Here is an 18,808-nt window from a genome sequence, read left to right on the forward strand (position 1 = left end):
AGGAGTCACTATGTTACGGGTTTATCACTCCAACCGGCTTGATGTGCTGGAGGCGATTATGGAGTTCATTGTTGAACAACAGCCGCTTCCCGATCCTTTTGAGCCTGAAATCGTCCTGGTGCAGAGCACCGGTATGGCGCAATGGTTGCAGATGAGCCTGGCACAGAAATTCGGCATCGCCGCGAATATTGAATTTCCGCTTCCGGCAAGCTTCATCTGGGACATGTTTGTGCGTGTGCTGCGTGATATCCCTCAGGAGAGCGCGTTTACCAAACAGAACATGAGCTGGAAACTCATGAAGCTTCTGCCTGGCATGCTCGCTTCGCCTGACTTCGACATGCTGCGTCACTATCTTCACGATGATGAGGACAAACGTAAGCTGTTCCAGCTCGCCTCGCGCGTGGCGGATCTCTACGATCAATATCTGGTGTATCGCCCTGAATGGTTAACACGCTGGGAGGCCGGAGATGTTGTCGATGGTCTTGGCGATCCGCAGCGCTGGCAGGCGCCGCTCTGGCGGGCGCTGGTTGAACACACCGCTGAGCTGGGGCAGCCGCAGTGGCATCGCGCTAATCTTTATCAGCGCTTTATTCGCACGCTTGAGAATGCGCAAAGCTGCCCGGAAGGGTTGCCCGCCCGCGTGTTTATTTGCGGGATCTCGGCGCTGCCGCCCGTCTATTTACAGGCGTTACAGGCGCTGGGTAAACATATTGATGTGCATCTTCTCTTTACTAACCCGTGCCGCTATTACTGGGGCGATATACAAGATCCGGCTTTCCTGGCGCGGCTGTTAAGTCGTAAGCGTAAACTGCATGCGCGAGAGGGGACGGCACCGCTCTTTAAAGACAGCGAAACAGCCTCCGCTCTGTTTAATGATGACGGCGAGCAGGAGGTGGGTAACCCGCTGCTCGCGTCCTGGGGCAAATTAGGCCGTGACTACACTTACCTGCTTTCGGGCCTTGAACGCTTTGAAGAAATGGATGTGTTTGTCGAGCTCGAACCCGATAACCTGTTGCACAGTCTGCAATTTGACCTGCTGGAGCTGCGCAATCAGGCGCTGGCGGGCGTGACGCTTGAAGAGTTTGAGCGCAGCGACGGGAAACGCGAACTGGATCCGAACGATCGCAGCATAAGCGTACACGTCTGCCACAGCCCGCAGCGCGAAGTCGAAATCCTTCATGACCAGCTTCTGCAAATGCTTGAGGCGGACTCACAACTAACACCGCGCGATATTATCGTGATGGTAGCGGATATCGACAGCTATAGTCCGTTTATTCAGGCCGTGTTTGGCAGCGCGAGCCAGGAGCGTTACCTGCCGTTCGCCATCTCTGACCGGCGAGCCCGCCAGGCGCACCCCGCACTCCAGGCCTTCATTACGTTACTCTCGCTGCCAGACAGCCGTTTTGTCTCGGAAGACGTTCTGGCGCTGCTGGAAGTGCCGTCGCTTTCCGCTCGCTTCAACATCAGCGAAGAGGGGCTGCGTTTTCTGCGCCAGTGGGTCAATGAGTCCGGCGTGCGTTGGGGCATTGATGATGACAACGTGCGTGAACTGGCGCTGCCGGCAACCGGTCAGCACACCTGGCAGTTCGGCCTCACCCGTATGCTGCTGGGCTACGCCATGGAAAGCCATCTTGGCGAATGGCAGTCGGTGCTGCCGTATGATGAATCCAGCGGGCTGATTGCCGAGCTGGTCGGCCATCTTGCTGAACTTTTAATGCAGCTTAATCTGTGGCGCAAAGGGCTGTCACAGTCGCGGCCGCTGGCGGAATGGCTGCCGGTCTGTCGGGAGATGCTGGACAGCTTCTTCGCACCCGATGCCGAAACCGAAGCTGCGCTGGCGCTGATTGAACAGCAGTGGCAGGCCATTATTGAGCAGGGCATTGGCGCCCACTATGAAGATGAAGTACCGCTCAATTTATTGCGTGATGAACTGGCGAAAATGCTCGACCAGGAGCGCATTAGCCAGCGTTTCCTCGCCGGGCCGGTGAACTTCTGTACGCTAATGCCGATGCGTTCTATTCCTTTTAAGGTTGTATGCTTGCTCGGCATGAACGACGGCGTTTATCCGCGTACGCTGGCGCCGTTAGGGTTCGACCTGATGAGCCAGAAGCCGCAGCGCGGAGATCGCAGCCGACGCGACGACGATCGCTATCTCTTCCTGGAAGCCCTGATTTCCGCTCAGCAACAACTCTATATCAGCTATATCGGCCGCTCGGTACAGGATAACAGTGAAAAGTATCCCTCAGTGCTGGTACAGGAGCTGGTGGATTATCTTGCCCAGAGCCATTACCTGCCGGGCGACGAGGCGCTTAACTGCGATGAGAGCGCGCGAAGGGTGAAAGCCCATCTGATGCAGCTGTACCCACGTACGCCTTTCGATGCGGAAAACTTCCAGCCCGACAGAGAAATCCAGAGCTACGCCCGCGAGTGGCTGCCTGCGGCCAGCGAGCAGGGTGAGGCGCACCCGGAATTTATCAAACCGCTTGCCCCCGTCACGCTTGAGGAGTTGCCATTTGAGCAGTTTCAGCGCTTCTGGCGCCACCCGGTGCGGGCATTTTTCCAGTTACGGCTGAAGGTCAACTTCCGAACGGAAGAAAGCGAACTACCGGACGCCGAGCCTTTTACACTGGACAGCCTTGGCCGCTACCACATGAACCAGCAGCTACTGAATACGCTGGTGGAACAGCAAGATCCTGAGGCGCTCTACCGCCGATACCGTGCGGCAGGGGAGCTACCCTACGGCGCGTTTGGCGAGCTGTTCTGGGAAAGCCAGTTGCAGGAAATGCAGACCCTGGCCGAGCGCGTGCTCGCCGAGCGCGACAGCGGCGAAAGCCGGGAGATTGCGCTTGCGCTTGGGAATGTCGAAATGACCGGCTGGCTGCAGCATGTTCAGCAGGATGGCCTGTTACGCTGGCGGCCTTCCATACTGCGTGTTGAACATGGAATGCAACTTTGGCTTGAGCATCTGGTCTACTGTGCCTGCGGTGGTGAAGGAACCAGCCGTCTTTTTGGTCGAAAAGACAGCTGCTGGCGCTTTCCGCCTGTGCCGCGTGAACAGGCGGAACACTATTTGCGTGAGCTTGTCGAAGGCTATCAGCAGGGTATGCGCGAGCCGTTGATTTTATTGCCCCAGAGCGGCGGCGAGTGGTTGAAAGCGTGCTATGACGTGAAGAACGACGCCATTCTGTGGGATGAAGAAACCCAGCAGAAAGCGCGTAATAAGTTGATTCAGGCCTGGACGGGTAACCAGATGGTGGAAGGCGAAGGGATGGATATCTGGTATCAGCGTCTGTGGCGCAACCTTGAGCCTGAGTATTACGAGGCCATCATCCGCGAGGCGCAGCGTTATTTGTTGCCGCTGTTCCGCCATCACCAGTCCTGATCCATTAAGCGCGACGGCTAATCCAACGTTCTCATGAGAAGGACGTGGTCGCGCGCCGCTTGTTAATGATGAATAGTAGAAGCAGTCATGAGAGGTTTATTGATGCCTGGATGTCGTAACTGGTACAAAGCGCTGTTGATCTGCATGGCCTTCTGGGCCCCCTTGTCTCAGGCCGACACTGGCTGGCAACCGCTGAAAGAAACGATCCGCAAAAGCGATCGTGATAACCGGGAATACCAGGCTATCCGTCTCGACAACGGGATGGTGGTTTTACTGGTCTGCGATCCTCAAGCCGTAAAGTCGCTCTCCGCGCTGGTGCTGCCGGTGGGGTCGCTGGAAGATCCCGACGATCATCTGGGGCTCGCGCACTATCTTGAGCACATGACGCTCATGGGCTCGCAAAAATACCCCGAGCCCGACAGCCTGGCGGAATACCTGAAGCTCCACGGCGGCAGCCATAACGCCAGCACGGCGCCTTACCGCACCGCCTGGTATCTTGAAGTAGAGAATGATGCGCTCGACGGGGCGATGGACAGGCTCGCGGATGCGATAGCCGCGCCAAAGCTGGATAAAACCTACGCTGAACGTGAACGTAACGCTGTGAATGCCGAATTAACCATGGCGCGGGCGCGTGATGGCATGCGTATGGCGCAGGTAAGCGCCGAAACGCTGAACCCGGCGCATCCGGGCGCGCGTTTCTCTGGCGGCAATCTGGAGACGCTGCGTGACAAACCGGGCAGCCCGCTGCATCAGGCGCTGGTGGGGTTCCGGGATAAGTATTACTCCGCCAACATCATGAAAGCGGTGGTGTACAGCAATCGCCCGTTGCCGGAACTAGCCCGCATGGCTGCCGACACCTGGGGGCGCGTGCCGAATAAAAATCTGACGGCGCCAGAGATCACCACGCCTGTCGTTACGCCAGCACAGCAGGGGATTTTTATTCACTATGTCCCGGTACAGCCGCTTAAGGCGCTGCGCGTGGAGTTTCGCATTGATAACAACAGCGATAAATTCCGTAGCAAAACCGACGAACTCATCGGCTATATGATAGGCAGCCGCAGCCCTGGCACGTTATCAGACTGGCTGCAAAAAGAAGGACTTGCCGAAAGCGTCAGGGCAGATTCCGATCCGGTTGTCGCCGGGAACAGCGGCGTGATGGTTATTTCCGTCTCGCTGACGGATAAAGGACTCGCGCATCGCGACAACGTCGTGGCGGCCATCTTCCGTTATCTCCAGATGCTGCGCGACAACGGCATCGACAAACGCTATTTCACCGAGCTGTCTCATGTGCTGGATCTCGATTTCCGCTATCCCTCTATCACGCGGGACATGAACTATGTCGAGTGGCTGGCGGACAGCATGCTGCGCGTGCCCGTTGAGCATACGCTTGATGTCGTGAATATTGCCGACCGGTTTGATCCTGAGGCGGTGAAAGCGCGCCTTGCCATGATGACGCCAGAAAACGCGCGTATCTGGTATATCAGCCCTGACGAGCCTCACAACAAAACGGCTTACTTTGTTGGCGCGCCTTATCAGGTTGAGAAAATCCCGGCGGCAACGCTAAAACAGTGGCAGACCCTTGGGCAGAAGATTGCGCTCACGCTGCCTGAGCCAAACCCCTATATTCCGAGTGATTTCAGCCTGATTAAACCGCAGAAGCCGTATGCGCACCCTAAACTGCTGGTTCAGGATCCTGAACTGCGCGTGCTCTATATGCCAAGCCGCTATTTCGCCAACGAGCCGAGAGCGGATATCACGCTGGTGCTGCGTAATGAGCAGGCGATGAATAGCGCGAAAAACCAGGTGTTGTTCGCGCTGAACGATTACCTGGCCGGGATTGCGCTTGATCAATTGAGTAATCAGGCGTCCGTCGGCGGCATTAGTTTCTCCAGCAGCGCCAACAGCGGGCTGATGATTAGCGCGAATGGCTACACCCAGCATTTACGTAAGCTGTTCCTGACCCTGCTGGACGGCTATTTCAGCTATGAGCCCACCGAGGATCAACTGGCGCAGGCGAAATCCTGGTATAAGCAGATGCTGGCGTCGGCGGAACAGGGCAAAGCTTACGATCAGGCCATCATGCCGGTACAAATGGTGTCACAGGTGCCGTATTTCCAGCGTGAAGCGCGCCGCGCCTTGTTGCCGGAAATAACGCTTAAGGACATCCTCGCTTATCGCGAGAGCCTGAAAACCCATGCTCGCGCGGAGTTTCTCGTGGTCGGCAACCTGGCCCCCGAGCAGGTGAAAAATTTCACCCAGGATGCGGTACGCCAGCTGGGGCTTAAAGGGAAAAGCTGGACGCGCACCCGGGATGTCAGCGTTGAGAAAACGCAGCAGGCCATTTTTAACAAAGCAGGCAGCAGCACCGATTCCGCGCTGGCCGCGCTGTTTGTGCCTGTCGGCTATAACGAGGCGACCAGCTCCGCCTGTAGCGCCATGCTTGGGCAGATTGTTTCGCCCTGGTTTTATAACCAACTGCGCACGCAGGAACAGTTAGGTTACGCGGTCTTCGCCTTCCCGATGCCGGTAGGGCGTCAGTGGGGAATTGGGTTCCTGCTGCAAAGCAGTGAAAAGCAGCCGAATTTCCTCTGGAAGCGCTATCAGGCTTTCTTCCCGGAGGTCGAGTCGCGGCTTCGCACGCTGAACGCGCAGGATTTTGCGCATATTCAGCAAAGTATCATCAACGACATGCAACAGGCCCCGCAGACGCTGGGCGAAGAAGCCTCGCAGGTCAGTAAAGACTTCGATCGGGATAATTTAAATTTCGATTCTCGTGATAAAGTTGTGGCCGAAATCAGACAGCTGACGCCGCAAAAACTGGCCGACTTTTTCCATCAGGCTGTGCTTGCCCGACAGGGCATGACGATCCTCTCGCAGGTCTCCGGCAGCCAGAACCCGCAGGCGCATTATGCGGCGCCTGAAGGATGGCCTGTATATCAAAGCGTCAGCGACCTGCAACAATCTTTACCGCTTCTGAGTGATACGCAATGACCGATGAGCCCGCAGCGTCCCTTGATCCCCTCCGCTTGCCCTTAACGGGCGAGCGGTTGATAGAAGCCTCTGCCGGCACCGGGAAAACCTATACCATCGCAGCGCTGTATCTGCGTCTGCTGTTAGGGCTGGGCGGCGAGGCGGCTCACCCGCGCCCGTTAACCGTCGAAGAGCTACTGGTCGTGACCTTTACCGAGGCCGCGACGGAAGAGCTGCGCGGACGTATCCGCAGCAATATTCACGAGCTACGTGTGGCCTGCCTGCGAGAGCGAACCGACGATCCGCTCTACCAGCGGCTGCTGGACGAAATTCCGGATAAAGCACTGGCGGCCCGCACGCTGATGCTGGCGGAGCGACAGATAGACGAGGCGGCCATCTTTACCATTCACGGTTTCTGCCAGCGGATGCTGAGCCTGAACGCGTTTGAATCCGGGATGCCATTCGAGCAGCAGTTAATCGAAGACGAATCGCTGCTCCGTTATCAGGCCTGCGCCGATTTCTGGCGTCGTCACTGTTACCCGCTGGCCAAGCCGCTGGCGCGCGTGGTCTGTGAGCAGTGGGATGGTCCAGAGTCGCTGCTGCGTGATGTAAACAGTTTTTTGCATGGCGAAGCGCCGAAGATAAAAACCCCGCCGCCGGATGACGAAACGATTGAGTCGCGCTATGAAAACGCGATTGCGCGTATTGACGAGGTTAAAGCGCAGTGGCGTGAAAATGCCGCTGACCTGGCGGCGCTGATTCAAAATTCGGGCGTCGATAAGCGCAGCTACAGCAGCCGTTACCTGCCTGCATGGCTTGACCAGGTAGCCGCCTGGGCGCAGGAAGAAACTACTTCCTGGCAACTGCCGTCCGCGCTTGAAAAATTTGCCCAGAGCACGCTGCTTGAGAAGACCAAAAAAGGCGATGCGCCGCGCCATGCGGTGTTTGATGCTATCGATGCCCTGCTGGCGGAGCCATTTACCATTCGCGATTTACTGATCGCCAGAGCGATGGCGGAAATCCGCTACACCGTCGCGCAGGAGAAGCGTCGCCGTGGCGAGCTGGGCTTTGACGACATGCTAAGCCGCCTCGACGAGGCGCTGAATCAGCCTGGCGGAGAGGCGCTGGCGACGGCGATCCGCGCGCGTTATCCGGCGGCGATGATCGATGAATTTCAGGATACCGACCCGCAGCAGTACCGTATTTTCCGCCGTATCTGGCTGGGCCAGCATGAGACCACGTTGCTGCTTATCGGCGATCCGAAACAGGCGATTTACGCGTTTCGCGGCGCGGATATCTTTACCTACATGCGAGCCCGCGGCGAAGTAAACGCTCACTACACGCTTGATACTAACTGGCGTTCGGCGCCGGGCATGGTAGAGAGCGTGAACCGCATGTTCAGCCAGATGGATAACGCGTTTATGTTTCGCGATATCCCGTTCCTCGCGGTAAAGCCTGCCGCGCGTAACCAGTCGCTGCGTTTTACTTTCGCCGGGAAAACCCAGCCCGCCATGACGCTTTGGCTCATGGAAGGCGATGGCGCAGGAGTAAGTGATTACCAACAAACCATGGCGCGCGTCTGCGCCGGGCAGATCCGCGACTGGTTAAGCGCGGGCATGAAAGGTGAAGCGCTGTTGTGGCGCGAAGACCGGGCAAGGCCGGTTCAGGCGTCAGACATCACGGTGCTGGTACGTAACCGCATCGAAGCGAATCTGGTCCGCGAGGCGCTGAACGCGCTCAACATTCCCTCTGTTTATCTCTCTAACCGCGACAGCGTCTTCGCCACTCAGGAGGCGCTGGAGATGCTCTGGCTGTTGCAGGCCGTACTGGCGCCGGAGGTGGAGACGAGACTTCGCAGCGCGCTGGCGGCAAGTATGCTGGGGCTGGATGCGCCTGCGATTGAGGCGCTCAATGAAAATGAAAACGCCTGGGACGCGCTGGTAGAAGAGTTCGACGGCTACCGGCAGATCTGGCTGCGGCGCGGCGTCATGCCGATGCTGCGCGCCCTGATGACGCACCGGCAGGTGGCGGAAAACCTGCTCGCCACGCCCGGCGGCGAGCGCAGGCTGACGGATATTCTCCACCTGAGCGAATTGCTTCAGGAGGCTTCCGCGCAAGCCGACAGCGAATACGCGCTGGTGCGCTGGTTAGCCCAGCATATCGCCGAGCCGGACGCCAGCGCCTCCAGTCAGCAGTTGCGTCTGGAAAGCGACAAACATCTGGTTCAGGTGGTGACCATTCATAAATCGAAAGGTCTGGAATATCCACTGGTCTGGCTGCCCTTTATCGCTGACTTCCGCGAGCAGCGGCAGGCCTTTTATCACGATCGCGAGACGTTCGCGCCGATGCTTGATCTCAGCAATGCCGAAGAGAGTCTGGAACTGGCGGAGATGGAGCGGCTGGCGGAGGATTTACGCCTGCTCTATGTGGCGCTGACGCGCTCCATCTGGCATTGCAGCCTCGGCGTAGCGCCGCTGTTTCGCCGTCGCGGCGCGAAAGAGGGAGAAACCGATCTGCACCGCAGCGCGCTCGGCAGACTGATTCAAAAAGGCGAAGCGCTGGATGCGAACGGCCTGCGTCGCTGTATCGAGGCATTGTGCGATGAACATCTGGCGCTGGCGATCCCCGGCGAGCCGGACAATACGCCGTGGATGGCGCCGGAGTCGGCTCCGCCGATGCTTGCCGCGCGCGAACTGCAACGACGCATCGTCGATGAATGGCGCGTCACCAGTTATTCAGGCTTGCAGCAACACGGCGCGGCTCGCGCGCTGGATCTGCTGCCGAAGCTGGATCTGGACGGCGCAGGCGCGCGGGACGTGCCCGACGAGCCGGTAATGTCGCCGCATACATTTCCGCGCGGCGCGTCGCCCGGCACCTTTCTGCACAGTCTCTTTGAAACGCTCGACTTCACCCAGCCGGTGTCGCCGGAGTGGATGTCGCAGCAGTTGCAACTGGGTGGCTTCGATGACGCCTGGCAGCCGGTACTGAGCCGCTGGATTGATGACGTGCTGAGCGTGCCGCTCAACGAGACCGGCGTGTCGCTGAATCAGCTTGGCGCCAGAGACAAACAGGTCGAACTGGAGTTTTACGTACCGATTGACGCCGCGCTGCGTCCTGATGCGCTGGATGCGTTAATCCGCGAGCATGACCCGCTTTCCGCACAATGCCCGCCGCTCGATTTCCGTCAGGTGCGCGGCATGCTGAAAGGCTTTATCGATCTGGTTTTCCGCTGGCAGGGGCGTTACTACCTGCTGGATTATAAATCCAACTGGCTGGGCGACAGCCCTCAGGCTTATACCTTTGAGGCGATGTCGCAGGCGATGCAGACGCACCGCTACGATCTGCAATATCAGCTGTACACACTGGCGCTGCACCGATATTTGCGCCATCGCCTGCCGGATTATGATTATCAGCGCCACTTCGGTGGCGTGATTTACCTGTTTTTGCGCGGCGTAACGAAAGAGGACGCCCGTCAGGGCATCTTTACCACGCGCCCTGCGCAGGCGCTGGTCACCGCGATGGATGCGCTGTTTGCCGGCGCGGAGGAGAAAGCGTCATGAAAATGCATCAACTGATCCAGCAGGCCGTCGTGCAAAAGCTCCTGCGCCCGCTGGATGCCCAGTTTGCGATGATGGTGGCAAGCGATGAAGAACCCGCGGTGATGCTCGCCGCCGCGCTGGTCAGCCGCGACGCCGGGGAAGGGCATGTCTGCCTGCCGGTCTCCCGGCTGTGTGTGGCGCACTGCTTCGCCGGGCGTCACGATGAAATGGCGCAGAGGCTGTTTGAGGCCGCGGGCAACCCGGACGACTGGCGCTCTCTGCTGCTGAATTCGCCCGCGGTCAGCGAGGACGATGCGCCGACGCCGCTGAAGCTTATCGGCGATCGTCTGTACCTGAACCGTATGTGGCGTCATGAGATGGCGGTCGCGTCGTTTTTCCGTGAGTGCAACCACCGTATTGAACTGGAAGAGGCGCGCCTGAGCAGCGTGCTGGCGGCGCTTTTTGGCCCGCCAGGCGATGAAGTGGACTGGCAGAAAGTCGCGGCGGCGGTCGCGCTGACCCGACGCATCGCGGTGATTTCTGGCGGGCCGGGAACCGGGAAAACCACTACGGTGGCGAAACTACTGGCGGCCATGGTTCAACTCTGCGATGAAAAGCTGCCGCGTATTCGTCTGGCGGCGCCTACCGGTAAAGCGGCGGCGCGCCTGACGGAATCGCTTGGCGCCGCGCTGCGCCGTTTGCCGCTGAGCGACGCGCAGAAAAACGCGCTGCCGGAAGAAGCCAGCACGCTGCACCGCCTGCTGGGCGCACAGCCGGGCAGTCAGCGGCTGCGCTATCATGAGGGCAATCCGCTGCATCTGGATGTCCTGGTGGTGGATGAAGCCTCGATGATAGACCTGCCGATGATGGCGCGGCTTATCGCGGCGCTGCCGGAACACGCGCGGGTGATTTTTTTAGGCGATCGCGATCAGCTGGCCTCCGTAGAGGCGGGCGCAGTGCTTGGCGATATCTGCCACTACGTGAACCACGGTTTCACTGCGGAACGCGCCGCCGAGCTTGGCCGCATCACGGGGTGTAACATTGGCGGCGGCGAGCCGCATCCGGCAGGGGCGCTGCGCGACTGCCTGTGCCTGCTGCAGAAAAGCTATCGCTTTGGCAGCGATTCCGGCATCGGGCAGCTCGCGTTTGCCGTCAACCGCAGCGATCATCGCGCCGCCAGCGCGACGTTCAGTCGCGGCTTTGAGGATATCGCCTGCAAAACGCTGGCAGGCAACGACGACTACGCGCAGATGATCGACGAAACCCTGGCGGGCTATGAGCGGTTTTTAACGCTGGTGCGCGAGCGCGCCGAGCCGGAGGCCATTCTTGCGGCCTTCAGCGAATTTCAGATGCTCTGTGCGCTGCGCGAAGGGCCATTCGGCGTCGCCGGGCTTAACGAGCGCGTGGAGCATGCGCTGGCGCAGCGGCGACTGATCCGCCGCACGCCGCTATCGCGCTGGTATGAAGGACGTCCGGTGATGATTTCACGCAACGACAGCGCGCTGGGGCTGTTTAACGGCGATATCGGCGTGGCGCTGGATCGGGGCGACGGCCTGCGCGTCTGGTTCCCGATGCCCGGCGGTAAGTTAAAGCCCGTGGTGCCGAGCCGTTTGCCGGATAACGATACCGCGTGGGCGATGACGGTGCATAAGTCGCAGGGCTCGGAATTCGACCATGCGGCGCTGCTCCTGCCGGGGCAGTTTGCGCCGGTAGTGACGCGTGAGCTGGTCTATACGGCGATTACCCGCGCGCGGCGGCGGTTGTCGCTGTATGCGGATGAACGGGTGCTGGAGATGGCTATCGCGACCCGAACGGAACGGCGCAGCGGCCTGATGGCCTGTTTTGAGCAGTAAGCGCGGCCCGGCAACGGCCCGACCGCACGGTGAGGAATATCAGGTTAAATCGGCCATCAACACCTTAGAGCGACGCTGGTAGTTGTACATCTGCTTTTTACTTTCGGGCAGCAGGTCGATATCCACCGGCGCGAAACCGCGCTCCTGGAACCAGTGAATGCTGCGCGTGGTGAGCACAAAGAGTTTGGATAAGCCCATCTGTTTGGCCTGGGTTGCGATGCGCTGCAACAGCACTTCGCCGCGCGCCGAGCTGCGGTAATCCGGATGCACCGCTACACAGGCCATTTCACCGATTTTCTCTTCCGGGAACGGGTAGAGCGCGGCGCAGGCGATGGTCAGGTTATCGCGCTGGATAATCGTAAACTTATCAATTTCCATTTCCAGCTGTTCGCGCGAGCGGCGTACCAGGATACCCTGTTGCTCAAGCGGGCGGATAAGTTCCAGAATACCGCCGATATCATTAATGGTGGCGCGGCGGATCTGCTCGGCGCTTTCCATCACGATCTGCGTACCGATACCGTCGCGGGAGAACAGTTCCTGCAACAGCGCGCCATCTTCCTGGTAGCTGATGAGGTGGCAACGACGCACGCCGCTGCGACAGGCTTTGACTGCGCCGCGCAGAAAGCGCACGGTGCCGGAGTGGTAGTCGCCGACGGCTTCCAGCGTGTCGAGACGCGCCTGCGCCTCGTTCGGAAACAGCTCGGAAATAATATCGCCGTCATCGCTCATTACGCCCTGCGACGAGCAGAAACCGATCATTTTCTCGGCCTTGAGCTTAATGGCAAGCTGGGTGGCGACTTCTTCTGAGGTCAGGTTAAAGCTTTCGCCTGTCACCGAGACCGCCACCGGCCCGAGCAGCACGATAGCGCCGCTGTCGAGCTGGCGGTGAATGGCGTCTTCATCAATGCGGCGAATACGCCCGCTGTGGCAGTAATCGACGCCGTCATCCACGCCAAGCGGCTGCGCGATGATAAAGTTGCCGCTTACCACATTAATATGCGCGCCCTGCAACGGCGTATTGCCAAGGCTCATCGACAAACGGGCCGTGATGTCCAGCTGCAACAGGCCTGCCGCCTGTTTTACCAGCTCCAGCGTTTTAGCGTCGGTGACGCGGGTGTGCTTGTGATAAATCGGCTCATGGTGGTGTTCGGCAAGGTTGGCGTCGATTTGCGGACGCGCGCCATAGACGACCACCAGGCGGATGCCGAGGCTGTGAAGAAGGCCTATATCGTTGACGATACTGGAAAAATTTTCATGCTCAATGGCTTCGCCGCCAAGCATGATGACAAACGTTTTGCCCCGATGGGCATTAATATAGGGAACAGAATGGCGGAATCCCTGGACCAGTTCAGTTCGACGCTCCTTCACCACGGCAAAACCTCTCAGTGAATGATTATTCGTAATTTGTGTATTTTTATTCTTTTATTATCCCATGCGCAAGTGGCAATTTTATGGCGGCGGCGCGTCATTACCGCGAACGTACGCCGCCAAAGGTATTTGTTTACCCTTTTATAGATGACAGTTTCGATACCATTCGCTAAAGTTTTTGGCCATTTTGGCCATTTTGGTCGTATGTTGAGTTATTCGCATTAAAGCTCGGGAGTGGCATGTCAGGTTCCAGTCATCTTTTTAGTCGTCGCCAGCTGTTACAGGGCGCGGGGGCGATGTGGTTATTGAGCGTCAGTCAGGCGGGCCTGGCTGCGTCGGGCCAGGTTATCGCGGTGCGCGTCTGGCCGGCTTCCGCCTATACCCGCGTGACGCTGGAATCTAACCGTGTGCTGAAGTATCGCCAGTTTGCGCTGAGCAACCCGGAACGCATCGTGGTGGATCTCGAAGGCGTCAACCTGAACGCGGTCCTGAAAGGCGTGGGCAACCAGATCCGCGTCGACGATCCCTTTATTAAATCCGCCCGCGTCGGTCAGTTTGATCCAAAAACCGTGCGCATGGTGTTTGAGCTGAAGAAAAACGTCACGCCGCATCTGTTTGCGCTGGCGCCGGTCGCCGAGTTCCGCGAACGTCTGGTTATCGATCTCTACCCGGCCAACGGGACAAACGATCAGGATCCGCTGCTGGCGCTGCTTGAGGATTACAACAAGGGCGAGCTGGATAAACAGGTGCCGCCCGCCACCAGCGGGCCGCAGCCGGGCAAAGCGGGGCGCGATCGTCCGATTGTCATTATGATTGACCCCGGCCACGGCGGCGAAGACCCTGGCGCGATTGGCAAAAATAAGACGCGTGAGAAAGATGTGGTGCTGCAAATCGCTCGCCGCCTGCGCGCGCTGATTGAACGTGAAGCCAATATGAAGGCGTTCATGACGCGCAACGAAGATATCTTTATTCCGCTTAAAGTGCGCGTGGCCAAGGCGCAGAAGCAGCGCGCCGATCTGTTTGTGTCTATTCACGCGGATGCCTTTACCAGCCGCGCCGCGCGCGGTTCTTCCGTCTTTGCGCTCTCGACCAAAGGCGCAACCAGTACGGCTGCGAAATATCTGGCGCAAACCCAGAACGCCGCTGACCTGATGGGAGGCGTGAGTAAAAGCGGGGACGTTTACCTCGATCACACCATGTTTGATATGGTGCAGTCGCTGACTATCTCTGACAGCCTGAAATTCGGCAAAGAGGTGTTAGGGCGTCTTGGACGGGTAAACAAGCTGCATAAGAATAAAGTGGATCAGGCGGGCTTCGCCGTGCTGAAAGCGCCGGATATTCCGTCCATTCTGGTGGAAACCGCGTTTATCAGTAATGAAGAGGAAGAGCGTAAGCTTCGCACCGCGACATTCCAGCAGGAAGTGGCGGAGTCGATTCTCGCAGGGATCAAAGCTTACTTCGCCGATGGCGGGACGCTGGCAAGGCGCGGATAACGCGCCTTTTTGCCTTGCCGGGACAGAATAGTACAGGGGAATGGCTGAATAGCGGACATAAAAAAACACCCGTCAGGGTGTTCATTTTATTGGTTGCGGGGGCCGGATTTGAACCGACGACCTTCGGGTTATGAGCCCGACGAGCTACCAGGCTGCTCCACCCCGCGTCCGTCTTACTTCTTCACATTGTCGCGCCGTGCGCGTTAATTGGTTGCGGGGGCCGGATTTGAACCGACGACCTTCGGGTTATGAGCCCGACGAGCTACCAGGCTGCTCCACCCCGCGTCCGTGGAAGCGCACTATACTCTGCTGAGCTTTCGATGCAACCTTTTTTTAAAACAATAAGCTGAATCGGCGTCAGCTTGTCGAAATATTATCCGCCTTGATGATTCTTTAATCCCGATGCCTGTCTGAAGGGGCTTATGCGTTTCCTTGCGCCCGCCGGTTTGCTATCTTCGCCTGCGGACAGCGCAATTGCGGAGAGAGTCATGAAAGGACGTTGGGCAAAATATCTGGCGGCAGGGGCGATGATCGCTCTGCTTTCCGCCTGTTCCTCCAAACCGACCGATCGCGGTCAGCAATATAAAGACGGCAAGTTTACGCAGCCGTTTTCGTTGGTAAACCAGCCGGACGCCGTTGGCGCGCCGATTAACGCCGGAGATTTCTCCGAACAAGTCGCGGCTATTCGCAGCGCCTCGCCACGTCTTTTTAGCTCTCAAAGCAACGTGTATAACGCCGTGCAGGAGTGGCTGCGCGCTGGTGGCGATACCCGCTCGCTGCGTCAGTTCGGCATTGACGCCTGGCAGATGGAAGGGGCGGATAATTACGGTAACGTCCAGTTCACTGGCTATTACACGCCGGTGGTGCAGGCGCGCTATACCCGTCAGGGCGAGTTCCAGTACCCGATTTACCGCATGCCGCCCAAACGCGGGCGTCTGCCGTCGCGCGCCGAGATTTATTCCGGCGCGCTCAGCGACAGCTATGTGCTCGCGTACAGCAATTCGCTGATGGATAACTTCATTATGGATGTGCAGGGCAGCGGCTATATCGATTTCGGCGACGGTCGTCCGCTGAACTTCTTCGCTTATTCCGGGAAAAACGGTCATCCGTACCGCAGCATCGGCAAGGTGCTTATCGATCGCGGCGAAGTGAAGCGTGAAGATATGTCGATGCAGGCGATTCGCCACTGGGGCGAAACTCACAGCGAGCAGGACGTGCGCGCGCTGCTGGAAGAGAACCCGTCTTTTGTCTTCTTTAAACCGCAAAACTACGCGCCGGTGAAAGGTGCAAGCGGCGTGCCGCTGATTGGCCGCGCGTCGGTGGCGTCTGACCGCTCGATTATTCCGGCCGGCACCACGCTGCTGGCGGAAGTGCCGCTGCTGGACAATAACGGTAAGTTCAACGGACAATATGAGCTCAGGCTGATGGTGGCGCTGGATGTCGGCGGCGCGATTAAAGGCCAGCATTTCGATATTTATCAGGGGATCGGGGCGGACGCCGGTCACCGCGCAGGCTGGTATAATCACTATGGCCGCGTCTGGGTGCTGAAAACCGCGCCGGGCGCCGGCAACGTGTTCAGCGGCTGATTATGCTATTCTGAGCATCCTGTCGCCCGGCGGCGTTACGCCAGCCGGGCCTGCGGATTACTGAGCAAGGGTGAGGGAGAACTCTCACCCTTTTTACATCTGAGGTTTTATGGCTGTAGTTATCACAGACGCCTGGCGCAGCCGCTTTGGCGGCACGGCTCGTTTATATGGCGAAGCGGCGTTGCAGCTCTTTGCCGACGCGCATGTCTGCGTGGTGGGCATTGGCGGCGTCGGCTCATGGGCCGCGGAAGCGCTGGCGCGCACCGGTATCGGCGCGATTACGCTTATCGATATGGATGACGTGTGCGTCACCAATACCAATCGTCAGATCCATGCGCTGCGCGACACGGTAGGGCAGGCGAAATCGGAGGTGATGGCCGAACGTATTCGCCAGATCAACCCGGAGTGCCGCATTACCGTGGTAGATGATTTCGTCACTATCGAAAATGTGGCGCAATACATGAACGCCGGGTTTAGCTATGTCATCGACGCTATCGACAGCGTGCGGCCAAAAGCGGCGCTGATTGCTTACTGCCGCCGCAACAAAATCCCGCTGGTGACTACCGGCGGCGCGGGCGGGCAGACCGATCCGACGCAGATTCAGGTGGTCGATCTCGCCAAAACGATTCAGGACCCGCTGGCTGCGAAACTGCGCGAGCGGCTGAAAAGCGATTTTGGCGTGGTGAAAAACAGCAAAGGGAAGCTTGGGGTGGATTGCGTTTTCTCCACCGAGGCGCTGGTGTATCCCCAGGCTGACGGTTCGGTATGCGCGATGAAAAGCACGGCGGAAGGGCCGAAACGCATGGATTGCGCCTCAGGCTTTGGCGCGGCAACAATGGTGACCGCCACGTTTGGTTTTGTGGCGGTGTCGCATGCGCTGAAGAAAATGATGGCGAAAGCGGCGCGCAGCGCCGTGTAATCAGGCGTTGCGGGCGGCGTCCTGTACCGCCTGCGCCAGCGCCGCCAGGCCCTGGCTGCGCGATGCGCTAAGCTGGGCGCGCAGCCCTAACTCGTCAAATAACGCCAGCGGCGAGCTCTCCTGAAGCTCCTGCGGCGTTTTGCCTTCCACGGCGGTGAGTAATACCGCCAGCAACCCGCGCACGATACGCCCCTCGCTGTCGCCATAGAAGTGCAATCCGCCGTCGGGGCGTTTTTCATACCCGAGCCAGACCCGGTTTTCACAGCCGGGTATCTCCTGCGCTTCTTGCTTTAATTCCTCCGGCAGCGCCGGAAGCTGTTTGCCGAGCAGGATCAGCTGGCGATATTTATCTTCCCACTGGGTGAGCGGGCCAAACGTCTGACGCAGCGTGTCAGGGGTAATCGAAGCGCCGAACGGGTGCCCGGCCAGGTAAGCAGTCGTCATTTAATCCACCAGTATGTCCAGCGCGCGGTCGATAGCGGCGATCAGCGCCTCGACGTCGCCTTGCGTGTTGTAGGGCGCGAAAGAGGCGCGCAGCGTGCCGCTGACGCCAAGCGCCGCCAGCAGCGGCTGGGCGCAGTGCTGGCCTGCGCGCAGCGCGATGCCGGACTCCGCCAGTAGCGTCACCAGATCGCTGTGGTGCACGCCTGCGAAATCAAACGCCAGCAGGCTGGAGTCCTGACAGCGAAACGAGCGAAAGCCCGGGCGTTTTGCCAGTTCCGCCTCGGCAAGCGTTGCAAGCCCGCGGCTGTAGCTTTCGGCTTTCGCCAGATCGATATTTTCAAGCCAGGCGAGCGCGGCGCTAAGGCCTGTCACGCCTGCGACATTGGGCGTGCCCGCTTCAAAGCGGTACGGCACCGGCTGCGTTTTAAAGCCGTCGAACGTCACTTCGGTGACCATTTTGCCGCCGCCCAGCCAGGGCGACATCTGCGCCAGCAGATCGGTTTTTCCATACAGCACGCCGATGCCGGTCGGGCCGTAGAGCTTGTGGCCGGAGAAGGCATAAAAATCGATATCCAGTTGCTGAACGTCCGGCGGGCAGTGAACCACGCCCTGCGCGCCATCCACCACCACCACCGCGCCTGCGACATGAGCCTTCGCAATCGCATCGGCGAGATCGGGGCAGCCGCCGGTCACGTTGGACATCTGGCCCAGCGCCAGCAGGAACGTGCGTTCCTTTATCAGCGTCGGGAGTAATGCGAGATCCGGCAGGCGATCGGCGCCGAGCGGGAGTTTCACGACTTTCGCGCCGGTCTGCTCCGCTACCATCAGCCACGGCACCAGGTTTGCGTGGTGCTCGGCTTCGCTGACGATAATCTCATCGCCCGGCTTCAGGCGCGGACGTGCGTAGCACTGAGCGATAATATTGATGGATTCTGTGGTGCCGCGCGTCCAGACGATATCACGGCTGTCGGGGGCATTGAGTAAGCTTGCGACGCTACCACGAGCGGCTTCGTAACGTTCGGTGAGACGCCGGGCCTCGGCGAACTGGCTGCGATGCACATTCCCGGCGCTCAGTGAATAGAATTGCTGGCTGGCTTCAATGACCGGCTGCGGTTTTAGCGCCGTGGCGGCGCTGTCGAGATAGACGCCTGCGTCACGGAGCGCAGGAAACTGCGCGCGAAAATGGGCGGGGCTGAATACTTTCATGATACTCCTCTTTCCAGTCCTTCGATCGTGGCCCATTTGACGTCGTTA

The 18,808-nt window shown here is 59.0% G+C and carries 10 protein-coding genes and 2 tRNA genes; 7 read left to right on the forward strand and 5 right to left on the reverse strand.

Translation table 11 applies throughout. From position 1 onward, the window contains the following. The first annotated feature begins 10 nt into the window (after positions 1-10). The 4 genes from recC (at position 11) to recD (ending at position 11,744) form a co-directional block, all read left to right on the forward strand. The gene (gene recC, locus AB8W27_RS04080) at positions 11-3,382 is read left to right on the forward strand and encodes an exodeoxyribonuclease V subunit gamma (RefSeq protein WP_015742329.1); all 3,372 of its coding nucleotides are present in this window, start codon (positions 11-13) and stop codon (positions 3,380-3,382) included. 102 nt (positions 3,383-3,484) lie between these two features. Further along, positions 3,485-6,373 carry a pitrilysin gene (gene ptrA / locus AB8W27_RS04085; protein WP_041923881.1) on the forward strand — a complete coding sequence of 963 codons (2,889 nt, stop codon included), beginning with the start codon at positions 3,485-3,487 and terminating at the stop codon, positions 6,371-6,373. Further along, positions 6,370-9,912: an exodeoxyribonuclease V subunit beta gene (gene recB / locus AB8W27_RS04090; RefSeq protein WP_015742327.1), complete on the forward strand. Its 3,543-nt coding sequence runs from the start codon at positions 6,370-6,372 to the stop codon at positions 9,910-9,912. The genes ptrA and recB overlap by 4 nt, the downstream gene beginning before the upstream one ends. Next, positions 9,909-11,744, forward strand: coding sequence for an exodeoxyribonuclease V subunit alpha (gene recD / locus AB8W27_RS04095; protein WP_015742326.1), 1,836 nt, complete (start codon positions 9,909-9,911; stop codon positions 11,742-11,744). Before recB ends, recD begins: the two co-directional genes overlap by 4 nt. 39 nt (positions 11,745-11,783) lie before the next feature. On the opposite strand, the gene argA is transcribed toward recD, so the two are convergent. After that, a complete protein-coding gene (gene argA / locus AB8W27_RS04100; RefSeq protein WP_007763759.1) occupies positions 11,784-13,115 on the reverse strand; it encodes an amino-acid N-acetyltransferase in 1,332 nt (443 codons plus the stop codon). Positions 13,116-13,351: 236 nt separating this feature from the next. On the opposite strand from argA, the gene amiC reads away from it, so the two are divergent. After that, positions 13,352-14,605 carry an N-acetylmuramoyl-L-alanine amidase AmiC gene (gene amiC / locus AB8W27_RS04105; protein WP_015742323.1) on the forward strand — a complete coding sequence of 418 codons (1,254 nt, stop codon included), beginning with the start codon at positions 13,352-13,354 and terminating at the stop codon, positions 14,603-14,605. Positions 14,606-14,695: 90 nt separating this feature from the next. Here amiC and AB8W27_RS04110 read toward each other — a convergent pair. Beyond that, positions 14,696-14,772, reverse strand: a tRNA-Met gene (locus AB8W27_RS04110). 41 nt (positions 14,773-14,813) lie between these two features. Continuing rightward, positions 14,814-14,890: transfer RNA gene (locus tag AB8W27_RS04115), tRNA-Met, on the reverse strand. A gap of 203 nt (positions 14,891-15,093) precedes the next feature. On the opposite strand from AB8W27_RS04115, the gene mltA reads away from it, so the two are divergent. After that, entirely contained in the window at positions 15,094-16,191 is a 1,098-nt protein-coding gene (gene mltA / locus AB8W27_RS04120) for a murein transglycosylase A (protein ID WP_015742322.1), read from the forward strand. A 109-nt stretch (positions 16,192-16,300) separates the two neighbouring features. Then, positions 16,301-17,110 (forward strand): tRNA cyclic N6-threonylcarbamoyladenosine(37) synthase TcdA, encoded by an 810-nt coding sequence (gene tcdA / locus AB8W27_RS04125; RefSeq protein WP_041923880.1) that lies wholly within the window; start codon positions 16,301-16,303, stop codon positions 17,108-17,110. On the opposite strand, the gene csdE is transcribed toward tcdA, so the two are convergent. Together csdE and csdA are read right to left on the reverse strand one after the other, a co-directional pair. Beyond that, complete coding sequence (csdE, locus tag AB8W27_RS04130; protein WP_015742320.1) at positions 17,111-17,554, reverse strand: cysteine desulfurase sulfur acceptor subunit CsdE; 444 nt, start codon at positions 17,552-17,554, stop codon at positions 17,111-17,113. It lies immediately after the preceding gene. Next, positions 17,555-18,760 carry a cysteine desulfurase CsdA gene (gene csdA / locus AB8W27_RS04135; protein ID WP_015742319.1) on the reverse strand — a complete coding sequence of 402 codons (1,206 nt, stop codon included), beginning with the start codon at positions 18,758-18,760 and terminating at the stop codon, positions 17,555-17,557. Positions 18,761-18,808 lie beyond the last annotated feature (48 nt).

This window comes from Cronobacter turicensis, assembly GCF_041222865.1.
In the GTDB taxonomy this organism is placed as follows: Bacteria; Pseudomonadota; Gammaproteobacteria; order Enterobacterales; family Enterobacteriaceae; genus Cronobacter; species Cronobacter turicensis.

Excerpts from the sequence above, each read along its gene's own strand:
- recC (WP_015742329.1), top strand. The coding sequence starts at position 11 with ATGTTACGGGTTTATCACTCCAACCGGCTTGATGTGCTGGAGGCGATT.
- ptrA (WP_041923881.1), top strand. The coding sequence starts at position 3,485 with ATGCCTGGATGTCGTAACTGGTACAAAGCGCTGTTGATCTGCATGGCC.
- recB (WP_015742327.1), top strand. The coding sequence starts at position 6,370 with ATGACCGATGAGCCCGCAGCGTCCCTTGATCCCCTCCGCTTGCCCTTA.
- recD (WP_015742326.1), top strand. The coding sequence starts at position 9,909 with ATGAAAATGCATCAACTGATCCAGCAGGCCGTCGTGCAAAAGCTCCTG.
- amiC (WP_015742323.1), top strand. The coding sequence starts at position 13,352 with ATGTCAGGTTCCAGTCATCTTTTTAGTCGTCGCCAGCTGTTACAGGGC.
- mltA (WP_015742322.1), top strand. The coding sequence starts at position 15,094 with ATGAAAGGACGTTGGGCAAAATATCTGGCGGCAGGGGCGATGATCGCT.
- tcdA (WP_041923880.1), top strand. The coding sequence starts at position 16,301 with ATGGCTGTAGTTATCACAGACGCCTGGCGCAGCCGCTTTGGCGGCACG.
- csdE (WP_015742320.1), bottom strand. The coding sequence starts at position 17,554 with ATGACGACTGCTTACCTGGCCGGGCACCCGTTCGGCGCTTCGATTACC.
- csdA (WP_015742319.1), bottom strand. The coding sequence starts at position 18,760 with ATGAAAGTATTCAGCCCCGCCCATTTTCGCGCGCAGTTTCCTGCGCTC.